At 63.4% G+C, this 16027-nt stretch carries 16 protein-coding genes; 11 read left to right on the top strand and 5 right to left on the bottom strand.

Annotated features, from left to right (window positions below):
• Positions 1-5: 5 nt before the first annotated feature.
• Together ABEA12_RS03170 and ABEA12_RS03165 are read left to right on the top strand one after the other, a co-directional pair.
• Positions 6-1151, top strand: coding sequence for a trans-sulfuration enzyme family protein (locus tag ABEA12_RS03170; protein ID WP_210101988.1), 1146 nt, complete (start codon positions 6-8; stop codon positions 1149-1151).
• A 9-nt stretch (positions 1152-1160) separates the two neighbouring features.
• Positions 1161-1466, top strand: coding sequence for a DUF2516 family protein (locus ABEA12_RS03165; RefSeq protein ID WP_210101987.1), 306 nt, complete (start codon positions 1161-1163; stop codon positions 1464-1466).
• Between the two features lie 115 nt (positions 1467-1581).
• Here the strand turns inward: ABEA12_RS03165 and ABEA12_RS03160 are convergent, their stop codons facing one another.
• From ABEA12_RS03160 to ABEA12_RS03150, 3 genes are all read right to left on the bottom strand, one after another.
• Positions 1582-3222: a DUF5671 domain-containing protein gene (locus tag ABEA12_RS03160; protein ID WP_210101986.1), complete on the bottom strand. Its 1641-nt coding sequence runs from the start codon at positions 3220-3222 to the stop codon at positions 1582-1584.
• Positions 3219-3686, bottom strand: coding sequence for an LpqB family beta-propeller domain-containing protein (locus ABEA12_RS03155; protein WP_210101985.1), 468 nt, complete (start codon positions 3684-3686; stop codon positions 3219-3221). The genes ABEA12_RS03160 and ABEA12_RS03155 overlap by 4 nt, the downstream gene beginning before the upstream one ends.
• A 119-nt stretch (positions 3687-3805) precedes the next feature.
• Entirely contained in the window at positions 3806-4663 is an 858-nt protein-coding gene (locus ABEA12_RS03150) for a class I SAM-dependent methyltransferase (RefSeq protein WP_210101984.1), read from the bottom strand.
• Positions 4664-4748: 85 nt separating this feature from the next.
• On the opposite strand from ABEA12_RS03150, the gene ABEA12_RS03145 reads away from it, so the two are divergent.
• Both ABEA12_RS03145 and ABEA12_RS03140 read left to right on the top strand, forming a co-directional pair.
• A complete protein-coding gene (locus tag ABEA12_RS03145; RefSeq protein ID WP_210101983.1) occupies positions 4749-5492 on the top strand; it encodes a phosphoglyceromutase in 744 nt (247 codons plus the stop codon).
• A 305-nt stretch (positions 5493-5797) separates the two neighbouring features.
• Positions 5798-6100, top strand: a complete 303-nt coding sequence (locus ABEA12_RS03140; protein WP_210101982.1) for a DUF4193 domain-containing protein — start codon at positions 5798-5800, stop codon at positions 6098-6100.
• Positions 6101-6294: 194 nt separating this feature from the next.
• On the opposite strand, the gene phoU is transcribed toward ABEA12_RS03140, so the two are convergent.
• On the bottom strand, positions 6295-6954 hold the full coding sequence (phoU, locus tag ABEA12_RS03135) for a phosphate signaling complex protein PhoU (protein WP_210101981.1): 660 nt from the start codon (positions 6952-6954) through the stop codon (positions 6295-6297).
• A gap of 179 nt (positions 6955-7133) precedes the next feature.
• Here phoU and ABEA12_RS03130 point away from each other — a divergent pair, with 179 nt between their 5' ends.
• Together ABEA12_RS03130 and ABEA12_RS03125 are read left to right on the top strand one after the other, a co-directional pair.
• On the top strand, positions 7134-8285 hold the full coding sequence (locus ABEA12_RS03130) for a sensor histidine kinase (protein WP_210101980.1): 1152 nt from the start codon (positions 7134-7136) through the stop codon (positions 8283-8285).
• A gap of 59 nt (positions 8286-8344) precedes the next feature.
• Positions 8345-9025 carry a winged helix-turn-helix domain-containing protein gene (locus tag ABEA12_RS03125; protein WP_210101979.1) on the top strand — a complete coding sequence of 227 codons (681 nt, stop codon included), beginning with the start codon at positions 8345-8347 and terminating at the stop codon, positions 9023-9025.
• Positions 9026-9139: 114 nt separating this feature from the next.
• Here ABEA12_RS03125 and ABEA12_RS03120 read toward each other — a convergent pair whose 3' ends face one another.
• Complete coding sequence (locus tag ABEA12_RS03120) at positions 9140-9670, bottom strand: hypothetical protein (protein ID WP_210101978.1); 531 nt, start codon at positions 9668-9670, stop codon at positions 9140-9142.
• Between the two features lie 309 nt (positions 9671-9979).
• On the opposite strand from ABEA12_RS03120, the gene ABEA12_RS03115 reads away from it, so the two are divergent.
• The 5 genes from ABEA12_RS03115 (at position 9980) to ABEA12_RS03095 (ending at position 15512) form a co-directional block, all read left to right on the top strand.
• Positions 9980-10462 carry a CarD family transcriptional regulator gene (locus ABEA12_RS03115; RefSeq protein ID WP_007272495.1) on the top strand — a complete coding sequence of 161 codons (483 nt, stop codon included), beginning with the start codon at positions 9980-9982 and terminating at the stop codon, positions 10460-10462.
• Between the two features lie 146 nt (positions 10463-10608).
• A complete protein-coding gene (ispD, locus tag ABEA12_RS03110) occupies positions 10609-11916 on the top strand; it encodes a 2-C-methyl-D-erythritol 4-phosphate cytidylyltransferase (RefSeq protein ID WP_345466358.1) in 1308 nt (435 codons plus the stop codon).
• 22 nt (positions 11917-11938) lie between these two features.
• Positions 11939-13408 carry a cysteine--tRNA ligase gene (gene cysS / locus ABEA12_RS03105; protein WP_210101977.1) on the top strand — a complete coding sequence of 490 codons (1470 nt, stop codon included), beginning with the start codon at positions 11939-11941 and terminating at the stop codon, positions 13406-13408.
• A gap of 105 nt (positions 13409-13513) precedes the next feature.
• Positions 13514-14515 carry a 23S rRNA (guanosine(2251)-2'-O)-methyltransferase RlmB gene (rlmB, locus tag ABEA12_RS03100; RefSeq protein WP_210101976.1) on the top strand — a complete coding sequence of 334 codons (1002 nt, stop codon included), beginning with the start codon at positions 13514-13516 and terminating at the stop codon, positions 14513-14515.
• Between the two features lie 241 nt (positions 14516-14756).
• A complete protein-coding gene (locus ABEA12_RS03095) occupies positions 14757-15512 on the top strand; it encodes a GlgB N-terminal domain-containing protein (RefSeq protein ID WP_345466354.1) in 756 nt (251 codons plus the stop codon).
• Positions 15513-16027 lie beyond the last annotated feature (515 nt).

Below are 16027 nucleotides of genomic sequence, written 5' to 3'. Positions count from 1 at the left end.
AAACCATGAGCCATGCAGAATCCCCGCACTGGGCCCCGGACACCGTCGTGGTGGCTGCAGGACGCCCGCCGCACACCGCCGACCAACCCGTGAACCCACCCATCGTGCTTTCCTCGACCTTCCACTCGATGGGCAAGCCCGGCGGAGGGGAAAAAGTATACGGACGCTTCACCAACCCGACCTGGGACCCGTTGGAAGAGACAATCGCCGCACTCGAGGGATGCGGGCTCCCGGCGCTGGCCTACGCCTCGGGCATGGCGGCCGTGGCGGCGGCGTTGTCCCTGTTGCCGGCCGGCGGCACCATCGTGATCCCGTCGCACGCCTACAACGGTTCGCTTTCCCTGGTCGCCGAACTGGAAACGACCATGGGCCTGATCGTTCGCCACGTTGACCTCTCGGACACCGAGGCCTCGTTGGCGGCCTTCGCCGGTGCGGACATGGCGTGGCTGGAATCACCGACCAACCCGATGCTTGAGGTCGCGGACCTGCCGGTGCTGCTGGCCGCGGCCCGGGAAGCCGGGGTGCTCACGGTGGTTGACAACACCTTCTCCACCCCATTGCGCCAGCGCCCGCTGCAACAGGGTGCCGACGTGGTGGTGCACTCGGCCACCAAGTACATGGGCGGGCACTCGGACGTGGTCCTTGGCGCGGTCCTCACATCAAGCCCAGGGCTGCGCGAACGGCTGCACAACAGAAGGACGTTGCACGGGGCCATCCCGGGGCCCTTCGAGGCCTGGCTGACGTTGCGCGGGATCCGCACCATGGCGTTGCGCCTGGATCGGGCCGAGGCGAACGCGATCGAGCTCGCCACCCGCCTGTCCACCCATCCGGCAGTGACCAGGGTCCGTTATCCAGGACTGCCCGGGGACCCCGGGCATGCCCGGGCCGCCGCACAGATGGAGGGTTTCGGCGCGATCCTCTGCATCGAGGTCGCTGGAGGTGCCGCGGCGGCCGACGCCATGCTGGGCAGGCTCCGGCTCTGGACCCCGGCGACCAGCCTGGGAGGGGTCGAGTCGCTGGCGGAGAGGCGCCGCCGCCACGCCGGGGAGCCAAGCACCGTCCCGGAAAACTTGGTGCGCCTGAGCGTGGGAATCGAGAACGTCGACGACTTGCACGCGGATCTGGCTGCCGCGTTGGACGATCGCGGCTAAGCTGAATCCATGGTTTATGCCCACCTCTTTGAGTCTTACCTGCTGCTGGTCCTCAGTGTTCTCGCTGCGTTGCTGGCCCTGTTCGCGTTTGTTGACGCGCTGCGGCACCCGGCAGCCAACTTCCAGCGTGAGAACAAGCGCAGCAAGCCGTTCTGGATGGGCCTGACCGCTGCCGCAACCCTGGTCTGTGGACTGTCGGTGCTTTCCGGCGGCGGCGGCGGGATCTTCCAGCTCATCGGCGCTTGCATTGCGTGCGTCTACCTGGCGGACGTCAAACCGGCGGTTTCGGGCAAGGGCGGCTACTACCCGTACTAGGAGTCGGACGCGCAACAACCACGTCGACAACGAACCCGGCCCCGCATACATGCCCTTGATCAGGGCATGTATGCGGGGCCGGGTTGATTAATCGTGCATGGCGGCAGGCCAGTCCCTATCCGGGATGGACAGCCAGTTCTATGGCCTCGATGCGATCGCCGGGTCCGGCAAGTAGCAAGACATGCCCGGCGGTGAGCCCCTCCAGGGCCTGGAGCACCAGTGCCGGCGCTGCGGAGCAGGCTTGCCCGTCCTGGCGCCGCAGCACGGTGACCTTCGCCCCGGTGTGCGCGGTGATTTCTGTGCCCAGTTCCCGTCCGTCGCTGCCGGCTATGAGCGTGACAAGGCGCAGGCCGGTTGGCGGAGCCGAAGGTGGCGCAGGTGCCAGGGCGCGGTCGTAGCGCCAAAGCCCGAAGTGGTAGCCGGCGACCAGCGCCGTGGCCACCAGCAGGCCCAGCGGTGCCCGGGTGTGTTCCAGCAACCCGCCTCCCGGGACATCCCCGAGCAGTCTTTCCAGGAGCCGGTAGCCAAGCACCAGCATCGTGACCAGTGCGACCAGCGCGCTGACGCCGAACACCGCTACCAGGTAGATGCGACGTCCGGCGGGATCCGCCGGGTGCGTCGGACGCCAGGCAAGCCACCACAGCGGCCCGCCGATGGCCAGCGAACTGATCCCGGCCAGCAGCAGCGTCGTTGCCGGGGTTCCGCCAAGGCTGGTGGTGCCAAGGGCCAATGCCGCGTTGATGACGACCCCGATTCCGGAGGCAGCGGCGGCCAGGGCCACGGCGGAAACGACAAGCCGTGCCGCCAGGACCACGGTCCCGTGTCGCTGCAGCAGGACCGAACCGTGGTAATTCCACGCCAACGCCCCGATGAGCATGGCGGCCAAGGCAGCTGGCGCGGTGCCAAGCACTGCGCTGAAGCCCTCGTTTCGGCCAAGGACAAGGCGAAGCAGCGAGTACAGCACGTAGCCGGCGCCCCAGAGGAACACCAGGACCGTTGCCCCGATGCCGATTCCCACCAGTGCAACGTCGGCCAGCGCCGAGGTGTTCTTCACCGTTGCCTCGTGGAACCAGTGCCACCACCACACCAGCATCCCGCCCGCGGCCCAGACCAGCAGTCCCAGGGCGCCCAGCCACCACGGTGTGCCGAGGCTTGTCCCGGACATGGAGACTTCCAGCACGCGTTCGAAGATGGAGCCCAGCAGTCCCGCCAGGGCGCCAACCCCGATCACCAACCCCAGCACGGAGCCCAGAACCGGGGGAACGTTGGACAAGGACAGCGGACCCCGGGAGGCATGTGCCCACATCCAGCGGTGCCATGCCCAGATCGCGGCCCACGCGATTCCGTAGCCGAGCCCGTTCTTCCAGCTTCCCTTCTCCCCGGCGGCCAGGGCAGCCAGCGCGCCAACGACATAGCTGGTGGAGATCAGCAATGAGAGGAGGTACATGACCGAGACGTACAGCCCCCAGGCCGCGGAAAGGCGTTCGGCTGGGTCGAGGAGCCTGGCCCAAAGAGCGCGGAAGAGCAGCACCGCAAGCGGGCCGCCGACCAGCGCCAGGGCCAGGGGGAGTGCCAGGGAAGAGGAACCGGACTCCGCAAGGACATCCGCCCGGGTGAAGAGGTTGTCCAGCAGGCCACCGACGCCCGTGGCAGCGACGGCCATCAAGATGAACAGCAGCAGATTGACGATCACTCGACGCAGGGTGGTCGTGGCCGAGCCAGCCGGCCGGGGCTTGTGGGTCGTTTCAGCGCTCATGGTGTGTACTCCTGGAGGGTGCAGGCGTGCAATTGCCAGGGCACGAAGGAAATCAGCCAGACACCGTCGACACGGGAGAGCTCAAAGGCCTCGTCACCGGAGTACCCGTTCGGGCCTCCGAAGGGGTCCCGGGCATCGGCGACTGAAACGGAGACCATGACCGTTGCCGCCTGCGCGTGCTCGATCGTGGAAAGCAGCGTCACCCGGGTGCCTTGGGCTATGGGGCCGGCGTATTCGTCGCATTCGCCTTGGGCCTTTGGGGTCAGGTACTTCGCGGCTGCGTCCTTCTGTCCATCAAGGGCTGCGGTGACATAGCGCTGGACGGCGCCGGCCGGGGTTGCCCCATCGATCGGCGGAGGTGTGCCCCGGGAAAAGACGAGCACCAGGGACGCAAGCACCAGCACGCCGACCACCCCCAGCAAGATGGCCGTCAACCGGTGGGGACTTGCCTTGTTTGTGGTCATGGACCCAAGTATGGGCCAAGCCCGGCCCTTTGCCCTGCCGTGGCACAAGCAAGGTAGTCAGAGTGTTATTTTTTTGGCATCCGCGCGATGGTTGAATGTGGCTGGCGGGGCCGCGGAACTCAGTTCAGGTCGGCCAGGGCAAGTGCGCCGGCACGCGGGGCAACGGCGTGCCACCTCACCGTCATCTCGCCGAGCCGCCAACGCGAAGCGGTGTCGCAGATCGGCCAGCCGGAGGCACGCAGGGCAATGCACATCGCCACGAAGCGTTGCTTGTTTCCGAAGGAGGCCAGTGGTGCGGTGAGCAGCCATGCGGCATCCGCCGCGGCGAGGAACCCGTGGATGCGTTCGCCGTCGACATTGCGGTGGATCAGTGCCTTGGGCAGGCGCTCGGCAACGTCCGAAGGCCGCGAGAAGGCGCCGAAGCGCAGGGAGATGCTCAGGGTTTGCGGACCGTCCTTGGTGATGGCCACCCAGGAGCTGCGCCTACCGATCTCATCGCACGTGCCCTCGATCAGCACCCCGTCATCGGTCAGCCGTGCGGCCATGGTTTTCCAGATGCCGGGCACGTCGGCTTCGTCATATTGCCGCAGCACATTGAATGCCCGGATCACCGATGCGCGTTGCTCGATGGGGATCTCGAACCCGCCGAGGCGGAAGTCAAGGCCCTGCAGATGTAGCGCGATGCCGCGGGCAACGCGTTCGGGTTCGATCTCGATGCCGAAGACCTGCGCAAGGGGGGACACGGAGCGCACGCTGTCGAAGAATTCGACGGCGGTTCCTGGTGATGCCCCGTAGCCCAGGTCCACGGCAATGGGAGGGGCCCCGGTGACCCCGGGGCGCAGGCGCCAGGCCTGTGGCCCGGTCATCCAGCGGTTGACGCGGCGCATGCGGTTGGGATTCGTCGTCCCACGGGTGGCATGACCCAAGGGGCGACCGGTACGCGACCGTCCGCCGAGCCGAGTCGCTTTCTGAACCATTGGTTTAAGGATAAAGCGCCGCACGCCGCGCTGAAGACAAGTCACGGAATAAAGTAAGGCACTTCACGCGTCCTAGAATGGGATCATGACTTACACCCTGATCCTGCTGCGCCACGGGCAAAGCGAGTGGAACGAAAAGAACCTGTTCACCGGTTGGTACGATGTAGAGCTCACCGAGAAGGGCCGTGCCGAGGCAACGCGCAGCGGCCAGCTACTCACCGAGGCCAAGCTGGCCCCGGCGGTGCTGTACACCTCGCTGCTCAAGCGAGCCATCATCACCGCCAATCTGGCCCTTGAATCCGCGGACCTGAATTGGATCCCGGTCAAGCGCAGCTGGCGCCTGAACGAACGCCACTACGGCGCACTGCAGGGCCTTGACAAGGCGGCGACCTTGGCTGAATACGGGGAGAAGCAGTTCATGGACTGGCGCCGGTCCTACGACACCGCGCCGCCGAAGCTCTCCGACGACTCAGAATTCAGCCAGGCCAACGATCCACGGTATGCGGCACTGGGTGAGGACGCGCCTCGCTCCGAATGCCTCAAGGACGTGCTGGAGAGGATGCTGCCTTACTGGGAAGACGAGATCAAGCCGGACCTGGCAGCAGGCAAGACGGTACTGGTCACCGCGCACGGGAACTCGTTGCGCGCCCTGGTCAAGCACCTGGACGGAATCAGCGACGAGGACATCGTTGGGCTGAACATCCCCACCGGGATCCCGTTGGTCTACGAACTCAATGAGGACTTCACCCCGGTCACCACCGGTGGACAGTACCTGGATGCCGATGCGGCAGCCGATGCCATCAATGCGGTGGCCAACCAGGGCCGCTAGGCCCCAACGTATTTCCCGTTCCCGCTTTGGGAAAAAGTCGGGGCCCAAACCCCCAGTTGTCGCTCGATGCGCACGACGGGTCGGGCCTCGGACCGGTTTAGCCAAAGTCCGTGGTTGCCGGATCCCAGGGTGCGTATGCCGTGCTTTGCGCCATGACTTACCACGGACGGGAGTGCAACAAGCGTGCTTTTGGTCACAAAACGTGCACGACGGGTTTGGAATTTGGATTTACCCCTTGCGCTCACGGGTTCATGCTGTACTGTGCTGTCTCGACGTACCCCTGAATCTCGTAAGGACTGCAATTCGTGGCAACTGATTATGATGAGGTCCGGCCTGACGTAGCCGAGGCCCGCAAGGCCTCCCTTGAAGCGGTCAAGACCGCCAACGCCCCCGACGCACGCAGTGTGTCCCGGGATCTGGACGAGGAAGATACCTCCGACGGTGTTGAGCTGGCGGGTGCCGATCTTTCGAATGAGGAACTGTCGGTTACCGTTATTCCCCAGAAGGAAGACGAGTTCCTTTGCGGCTCGTGCTTCCTGATCCGCCACCGCACGCTACTGGCGCGCGAGGCCAAAGGCGTGGCGTACTGCCGCGACTGCGAAGGCTAAGGACCCAGCGCCAGGAAACACCGCCGTTGCGCCAAGATTCTGCGCCGCTGATTTTCGCGAGCAGGAAATGAGGTGATGGTTTGGCGTTTAAGAACGCCTTTCGATGAAAAAACCCGAAGAGACCGCCGTTTTTCGGCCGTCCCGTCGGGTTTTTTGTATCTGCCATATGTTTTGGCCGGGCAGGGCGGCTGCTGCTAGAAGCCGGTGATGTCCGGTTCCCACTCGCCGGTGACCAGATAGGAAACCTTGCGGGCCACCGATACCCCGTGGTCACCGAAGCGTTCCATGTAACGGCTGGTCAAGGTGATGTCCGCGGTGGTCGGTCCGGAAAGGTTCCATTCGGGTGCGGCAACGGCCTTGAAGATGGAAACATGTAATTCGTCGATCTTGGCGTTCAGGTCGATGATTTCCCGGGCAACGGCCAGGTCGCGGCTTTCGAGCAATTGTCCGACCTTTCCGGCAATGGCGATGTCGAGCTCCGCCATGGTCTTGAAGGTCGGGGCGAGCGCCTCGGGAACCACCTGCTGCGGGAATCGCAGGCGCGCGAGTTGTGCGACGTGGCGAGCCAAATCACCCATGCGTTCCAGCGATGCGCTCATGCGCAGCGACCCGACGATCATGCGCAGGTCCGAGGCCACGGGGCCCTGAAGCGCCAGGACGTCAATGGCGCGCTCGTCCAACTGGTTCTGCAGGAAATCGATCTTGGCGTCCTCGGCGATGACTTCCTCGGCCAGTTCGATATCCGCATTCGCAAACGACTCATAGGCGCGTTCCATGGCCGCGGCCACTAAACGCGACATCTCAATGAGCTCTTCTCCGATTTGTTGCAGATCGGCGTGGAAAACCTTACGCACGCGGGCGTCCTTTCACTACGGTGGGCACCGCGTCCGGCACGGACGGCGGAACTGTTCTTCATCTATTGTTACAGCACCAAGTGAACCCCTGACGCGTCCAAGGTGAACGTTTGGTGAATGAGTCGTTCCAGCCCCGGTTTTGCCCGTGGCCAGTGGCAACCACCGCTAGGCTGGGATACGTGAATGATGTCTTGCTATCGGTGGTTGCGGGCCTCGTCGGATTGGCCCTGGGCCTTGTGGGCATCATGGCGTACCGCGGCTCGGTGCTCTCCCGCGGCGGGTTGCCCGTTGTCGGTGAGCCGACCCTGCCCGAAGGTGCCGCAGAAGTGCTCTCGGTCATTGGCCGTGCCTTCGTCATCCTCGACGAGGTCGACGGGGTGGTGCGTGCCAACCCGGCCTCGTATGCCTATGGACTGGTGCGCGGACACACGCTGATCCATGAAGACCTGCGCGACATGGCCCGCAAGGTCCGCGCCGACGGAGTCATTGCCGAACGCCAGTTTGAACTCCAACGCGGCACCATGGGTGCAACCAACATGTTCGTCCACGTGCGGGTGGCGCCGTTGGGCGAGGAATACATCCTCTTGTTGGCCGATGACCGTACCGAGATCACCCGGACTGCCGCGGTGCGCAACGATTTCGTCGCCAACGTGTCGCACGAGCTCAAGACCCCGGTCGGGGCGATCTCGTTGCTTGCCGAGGCCATCGAAGGGGCAGCCGACGATGCGGTCGCGGTGCGCCGCTTCACCGCACGGCTGCACAAAGAATCGGCCCGGCTGGCCGCACTGGTCCAGGACATCATCGAACTCTCCCGACTGCAGGGCGCCGACGTGGTTTTGGCAGGTGCGGGCATAGACCTCAACGAGGTGCTGGCCGAGGCCGTTGACCGCAACAAGCTGCCGGCCGAGGAAAAGCGGATCACGATCTCAGTAGGCGGCACGGTCGAGCAACAGGTCTTCGGGGACAGGGATCTTTTGATGACAGCGCTGCGCAACCTCATCGACAACGCGATCAGGTACTCCCCGGAGGATACGACTGTAGGGGTGGGCCTGCGCCAGCGAGACGGTTTGATCCAGGTCTCGGTCACCGACCAAGGCCCCGGCATCGCCCCCGAAGAGCAGGAGCGGGTCTTTGAACGCTTCTACCGCATTGACGCGGCACGCTCCCGCCATACCGGGGGCACGGGCCTGGGACTGAGCATCGTCAAGCACGTGGTGGCCAACCACGGCGGAGAAATTTCCTTGTGGTCCCGGCCCGGACATGGCTCGACCTTCACGGTTCGCCTGCCGGTCATTGAGGACGCGGTCGAAAACGACCAAACGATTTCCTAGCGACATACAAACACAACACGGTCCATGCGCCTGCGCGCGTTGCCGGAAGGAGAAAACGGGTGACCCACATTTTGCTGGTCGAGGACGAGGAATCGCTCTCCGACCCATTGACGTACCTCTTGGAGAAGGAGGGCTTCGAGGTTCGTGTGGCAGAGAACGGGTTGGATGCCGTGAAAGAGTTCGAGCGCCACGGCGCAGACCTGGTCCTGCTGGACCTGATGCTTCCGGGCCAGCCGGGAACAGAGGTGTTCCGACAGATCCGCACGATGTCGCAGGTGCCGGTGATCATGCTGACCGCCAAGGACTCGGAGATAGACAAGGTGATCGGCCTGGAGCTGGGAGCCGACGACTATGTCACCAAGCCCTATTCGTCCCGCGAGCTGGTGGCCCGCATCCGCGCCGTCCTTCGCCGGCAGGGCGAGGGCGAGGAACTCATCAGCAACGTCGTGGCCGCGGGGCCGGTGCGCATGGACGTGGAACGCCACGTGGTCTCGGTGCGCGGCACGGAGGTCTCGATGCCGTTGAAGGAGTTCGAGCTGCTCGAGATGCTGTTGCGCAACGCCGGCCGGGTGCTGACCCGCGGGCAGCTGATCGACAGGGTCTGGGGCGCGGACTACGTCGGGGACACCAAGACGCTCGATGTGCACGTGAAGCGGCTGCGATCAAAGATCGAGCCGGATCCAGCCACCCCGGTGCACCTGGTCACCGTGCGCGGGCTTGGCTACAAGTTCGAGGCCTAACAGCCTGTTGCGGGCCCCGGGTTTGACCGGTGGCGAGACGATGGGCCCGAAGGAATTCCTTCGGGCCCATCGGTTATTGCTTTCCTGCATTGGCACCGTGGTGCCGAAGCGGACCTAGTGTTCGGCCGGTTTTGGTGACGGGGTCAGGTGCGAAAGCTCGCTCGGATCAAAGCCGCCCGGGACGAACTCGCGGTATTCCTCAAGGGTTCCATCGATGACAGGGATCTTGGCCTCATCGGAGTTTGGGCCGACGCTCAAGGTCGCCCGTGCCTGCGCGCCGGGTGCAACGCCGGTCGAGGTCAACAAGGTCTTGTTCTTGTCCTTCTCAAAATCCACGACGCTCTTGGCCGGGACCTTGACGGAAGTCGATCCGGTTGAAAGCTTCATTTCCAGGGTCATCGCTTGGTCGGTGTCATTGACAAGCGATCCGAGCACGCGGGCCTCATCGGTGGCGCTGTTGGTGATCAGCATCAGGTTGCGGACATCCAAGTCGCCGACGTTCAGCACGATTCCGTCGGAAGCGGCGTAATGCAAGGTCGTTGCCTGTTGGTTGATTGCGCTACAGCTGGTAACACCAAAGGTCAACATGGCCAGGGCGGCTACCGCAACGACGCGGCGTCCACGGTTCTTCTGTGCGGTCATCACGGCACAAACTCCTCAATCAGGTTCGAGTTCGGGTGAGCTCGTGGGCGCACGGGATGCACCCGAGGGAGCCACTCTCGTCCCTTAGCCTAGAGTGTTTTGTCCCGAATGTATGATTCGGCCCCCGGCGTAAGTGTCATCAATGTGCTGATCAAGGCGCTGAAATGGACCGAAACAGACACTTTACATAGCACTAGTTGTGCCACTTGGGAAGAGCCAAAACCGCGCCATTACTAGGGAGTAGAGGATCCCGCCGAATCGTTTTGCCCAATTACCATGGTAAACTAGGAGTTGGGAAAGGGGTTTATCCACATGGTTTTTGAGGTTGGCGAGACAGTTGTCTACCCGCACCACGGTGCAGCAATGATCGAAGAGATCAAGATGCGCACCATCAAGGGCGAAGAGAAGATGTATCTCAAGCTTAAGGTTGCCCAGGGTGATTTGACCATCGAGGTTCCGGCAGAAAATGTCGATCTCGTTGGTGTGCGCGACGTTGTTGGTCAGGAGGGTCTGGACGAGGTCTTCGATGTATTGCGGGCTGAGTTCACTGAAGAGCCTACCAACTGGTCACGCCGTTACAAGGCGAACCTGGAAAAGCTTGCTTCCGGTGACGTGATCAAGGTGGCAGAGGTCGTTCGCGACCTGTGGCGTCGGGATAACGACCGGGGTCTATCCGCAGGTGAAAAGCGCATGCTTGCAAAGGCGCGCCAGATCCTGATCAGCGAACTTGCTTTGGCCAAGAAGCTGGACGAAGAAAAGGCAGAGACCGTCCTGGACGAGGTTCTGGCTTCGTAATTGCCGAGAGCACTCATTAATTCGAATCCCTGGTGGGGGCACGGAACGCCGAAAGGCGTTTTGGGCCCCCACCGGCGTTTAAAACCTGTCGCCGGCTCGTCTCTGCAGGCACGGGACCGGAAGCTAACACCGCTAGGCTGGCCTATGTGAGTGACCCGATTGCGCTTAGCGACAAAGAACTTCAGGAAACGGCGATCATCGTGGTCGCGGCCGGCTCCGGAACCCGGCTGGGATACGGGATGCCCAAGGCCCTGGTCCCCTTGGCGGGACGTTGCCTGCTCGAGCACGCACTGGACGGCATCGAGCTGGCCGGGTGCGCTTCCCAGGTGATCGTCGTACTTCCCGCCGGAGCGCCGGAACTCGAGGAACGTGCCGCCGGGCATCGGCTGAAACCGATCTGCCGCACCGGCGGTGCGACCCGTAACGACTCGGTCCGGGCAGGGTTGGATGCGCTGAGGCCGGAAACCGAACGCGTCCTGATCCATGATGCCGCCCGTGCCCTGACGCCGCCGGAAGTCTTCCGGCAAGTGGTGCTCGCGCTGTTGTCCGGGGCACGTGCAGTGATCCCGGTCCTGCCGGTGGTGGACACCATCAAACAGGTAGCCACCGACCCCGGGGAGGAACAGGCGCACATCATCGGCACTCCTGCCCGTGGAACGCTGCGCGCCGTACAAACCCCGCAGGGATTCCACGCGCCGGCGCTGCTTGCCGCCCACCGGCAAGCAGCCGGGTGGAAAAGCCCAGCTGCCGAGGCCGTCACAGACGACGCCATGCTCATGGAAATGCTCGGCGAGCGCGTGGACACCGTCCCGGGAGCGGCAGCTGCCTTGAAGATCACCACCCGGCTCGACCTTGTCTTGGCCGAGTCCATGCTGCCGCTGCACCCCGGGAAGGAAACCCCCATGGCCGAGCCGTCAAACACCCCCGCACCGGTATTGGTCCCGCGCACCGGAATCGGCGTCGACGTCCACGCGGTCGCCGATGCCTCCGAACCCCGCCCCATGTGGCTTGCAGGGCTTCATTTCCCGCAAGACCAAGGCCTGTCCGGACATTCCGACGGCGATGCGGTGGCCCACGCCGCGTGCGACGCGCTCTTTTCAGCCGCCGGCATCGGGGATCTGGGTACACACTTTGGTACCGACCGCCCCGAGTACGCAGGTGCACCCGGCACCACGCTTCTCACCGAAGCTGCCCGGCTCGTGCGGGAAGCGGGCTTCGAGATCGGGAACGTCGCAGTCCAGTTCGTGGGCCGCCGGCCCAAGTTCGCTGCCCGGCGCCAAGAAGCCGACGCGGTGCTGAGCAAGGCGGCCGGTGCCCCGGTAACCGTCACCGCCACCACCTCCGACGGCCTGGGCTACGAAGGAACCGGGGAAGGCGTGACGGCCTACGCCACGGCCTTGGTTTATGCGGTGCCGCGGCAAGGCAACCCTCCGGGCAAGGTGCCTGCCGGTTGACCGGCTCGGATAACCTTTAGGGGTGAGCATCCGTTTTTACGACACCAAACAGGCAACCACCCGGGACTTCGTTCCCCTGAACGAGGGCAAGGTCGGGCTCTACTACTGCGGCGCCACCGTCCAGGGCATGCCCCACGTCGGCCACGTGCGTAGCGCCATCGCCTTTGACATCCTCTCCCGCTGGTTGGAAAACCGCGGCTACGAGGTCACCGTGGTTCGCAATGTCACCGACATCGACGACAAGATCCTGGAAAAGTCCGCAGCCTCCTTTGGCGAGGACTTTGCAGGGGACGATGACTACTTCGCCCGCGAGCAGTGGTTTGCCCTGGCGTACAGGTTCGAGCAGGAGTTCGCCAACGCCTACGACACCCTCGGGGTTCGCCGGCCGACCTACGAACCGCGTGCCACCGGGCACATCACCGAGATGCACCAGCTCATTGCCACGCTTATCGCCCGAGGCCACGCCTATCCGGCGTTGGATGATTCGAATGATGTCTACTTCGATGTGCGTTCCTTCCCGGCCTATGGTTCCTTGACGCACCAGAAAGTCGATGACATGCAGGGTGCTCCGGATGCCGATCCCCGTGGAAAGCGCGATCCACGCGACTTCGCGCTGTGGAAGGGCAACAAGCCCAGCGATCCCGCAACAGCTTCGTGGCCGAGCCCCTGGGGCACAGGACGGCCGGGATGGCACCTTGAATGCTCCGCGATGGTCACCAAATACCTCGGCACCGCGTTTGACATCCATGGCGGCGGCCTTGACCTGCGCTTCCCGCACCACGAGAACGAGATGGCCCAATCGATGGCCGCCGGCCACGACTTCGCTAATTTCTGGATGCACAACGGCATGGTCACTTACCAGGGTGAAAAGATGTCGAAGTCCATCGGCAACACTATTTCCCCGTCCGAAATGCTTGAGCTCGCTTCGCCTCGGGTGGTCCGCTATTTCCTGGGGCAGGCGCACTACCGCTCGCAGCTGGACTACCGTCCCGATTCGCTCACCGAGTCCACCGCCGCAGTCGAGCGCATCGACACCTTCGTTGCCAATGCGCTTGACCGCATCCACGGGGTCGGGGCAAACGCGGACTTCTCCATCGACATGCACCACTTCGAGGTCACCGACGCGTTCGCCGCGGCGATGGACGATGACCTGAACGTGCCCCAGGCCCTGGCCGCGTTGCACGACGCCGTGCGCCAAGGCAACACCGCGTTGGCCGCCGGGGAGCTGGAAACGGCCGACGCAGCCATGCAGCAGGTCATGGCGATGACCTACGCACTGGGCCTGGATGACACCATCGAGGCATCCGGAGCCGCAGACTCGGCGCAGGCCGCGGCCCTGGACGTGTTGGTTGCCGCGCAACTGGCCGACCGGGCAGCTGCCCGCGCAACCAAGGACTGGGCTCGATCCGATGCCATCCGCGACACCCTCGCAGCTGCGGGAATCATTGTCGAGGATTCTACCGAAGGCGCCCGCTGGAGCCTGAAAGCGTAAGTTCGCCCACAAAGGGCACGGAATCTGCATCCCTTGCCGCTAAAATGGGCGGGGCGGTGAGTGAAATCGCCGTGCCGTCCGCCCCGATTCTAGGAATACACCATCATGTCTGCTGCACCGAAGCGTTCCGGCGCTAAAAGCAAGAGCAAGAAGGGCCCCTCCGTCGGAACCGGCGGATATGGCCGCAGGGCCCTCGAAGGCAAGGGCCCCACGCCCAAGGCCGAGGACCGCCCGTATCACAAGGCTTTCAAGAACAAGGAGCTCGCCGAGCGCTCCGCGGCCAAACGCGGGCCGTCCAAGGGCGGAAGCGCCCCACGCGGCCGCAGCACCGGGGGCCGTTCGAAGAACAGCGAAGAGCTGGTCACTGGACGCAACTCGGTGGTGGAGGCGCTCCGCGCCGACATCCCGGCGAAGGCACTTCACCTGGCCATCCGCATCGAGATGGACGAGCGCGTGCGCGAATCCCTGAAGATCGCCGCCGAACGCGGCATCCCCGTGATGGAGACCGGAAAGCCGGAACTGGACCGGATGACGGACGAAGCGATCCACCAGGGCCTGGTTTTGCAGGTTCCGCCTTACGACTATGCCGATGCGCTGGAGACTGTCAAAGCCACCATCTCCAAGTTCAAGAAGGGCCACGTCAAGAACGCACCGCTGTTCATTGCCCTGGACGGGATCACCGACCCGCGCAACCTCGGTGCCATCATCCGCTCGGCCTCGGCATTCAGCGCCCACGCCGTCATCGTGCCCGAGCGACGCTCGGTGGGAATGACCGCTTCCGCTTGGAAGACCAGCGCCGGTGCCGCGGTGCGTGTGCCGGTCACCCGCGCTCCCAACCTGAACTCCACGCTCAAGGGAATGAAGGAAGCCGGTGTGTTCGTCCTTGGCCTGGATGGCGATGGTGACATCTCCCTTCCAGACCTCACGCTGGCCAAGGAGCCGCTGTGCATCGTGGTGGGTTCCGAGGGCAAGGGCCTTTCCCGCCTGGTACGCGAGAACTGTGATTCGATCCTGTCCATCCCGATCGATTCAGCGATGGAATCCCTGAATGCTTCGATGGCCGTGGGCATCACGCTGTACGAGATTTCGCGCAAGCGCAGCGTGTAGGGCGGTCCGTGCACCGGGCCCCGCCCGCAAGGCACTAGGATTTCATGAAAGCGGTTCGACGTTTCCGGCAAGGATTCGTCGGACCGCTTTTTGTTGCTGCATGTCGCCTGGCTGCGGCAGCGGAAAACCTGTATTCCCAAGCACGCCGATTCTCGATAGCGTGAGACGCACGGGCAACCCGGTTGTCCGAGGGCAGCATGGGTGCGAATCCTTTGCTGCAGCGACGGGACGGAGAAACACCATGGGGCCGGCGGAGCTCGATGCACAAGACTATGCACCGCAACGGCTTGAGGAGTCTTTGGGCGCACCATTGCATGTATGGCCTGAGATCCTGGAAGCCGTTGAACGAGGCGAGTACAAATCTCCGCATGCCGTTCTCGGCCCGCATTTGAATCTCTCGGGTCACGTGAGCGTCCGGACCTTGCAGCGTGAGGTGTCCGAGGTTAACGTCTTGACCGCCACCGACACCATGGCGATGACCCGAGAACACGGGGACCTCTGGGTCGGCCTGCTTGAAGCCAAGGACGTTGGGCGAGTCCCCGACTACCGGATCCAACGTATCGGGCCCAATGGCGCAGTAGTCATCGACGACCCGTACCGCCATACCCCACGCCTGGGGGAGATGGAGCTGCACCGCATCAGGGCCGGGGGAGCGGAAGCCCAGCAGATCCTGCTCGGTGCCCATCCCCAACACTATTCCTCACCCATGGGGGAAGTCGAAGGCACAGGGTTCGTTCTCAAACAGGAAGAAGCGATGGCTGTACGGGTATGCGGGGACTTCAATATCTGGAAAGGCTCATCCCACGCGATGCGCGAGCTCGGAAACAGCGGGATTTGGGAAATCTTCATTCCGGGCGTTGCCGTCGGAGCTTTGTATCGCTTCGAGTATCTTGAGCTGACCGGGACATGGGTCGAGTACGCCGATCCCGCTGGACACTATTCAACCGATGATCCGGACACTGTCTGCGTGGTTCAGCCAGAGGGCTTCGAAACCTAGTAGTTGTCGCCGGCACGGAATAAGGATGGTCCACGAGAAGGCGTATTTCGCTGTGTGCCAGTTCACAAGTATCGGATTCCGGCGTTTCTGCTTGTTTCATAGCCCCTGGCACCCGGGTTTCGGCGCATTCCCGGGGTTTTTGTGTGCCCGGTGACAAGGTAGGGGGTGTTTGGACTTTAGAGCCAGGTGCGCGTAGAGTTATTTCTCGCACCGAGCCCCGCAGCTCAGCCCGAAAGGGAGTGAGGCGGAGGCTGGTTGCAGGATTTATTGGAAGACTTTGGATGTCGATTTGACTCCGGGCCTGCCGGGTCCTAAGATTGAAAAGTTGCTCCAGAGCGAAGCGGCCGGGTCAGTAATTCCTGGTGGTGGGTGTTGGAAGTGTCTGTTATTTGAGAACTCAATAGTGTGCCAAGTTTGTTGATACCAATTTATTTATTTTATTGGTGAATGGTTTTTAGGTGTACACCTCCGTGTGCATGCTAGGAGCAATTTGCCGGGATTTTTTTACTTGGTGC

The organism is Paeniglutamicibacter antarcticus, assembly GCF_039544305.1.
Taxonomy (GTDB): Bacteria; Actinomycetota; Actinomycetes; order Actinomycetales; family Micrococcaceae; genus Paeniglutamicibacter; species Paeniglutamicibacter antarcticus_C.
This window is presented reverse-complemented; position numbering and strand designations above follow the sequence as displayed.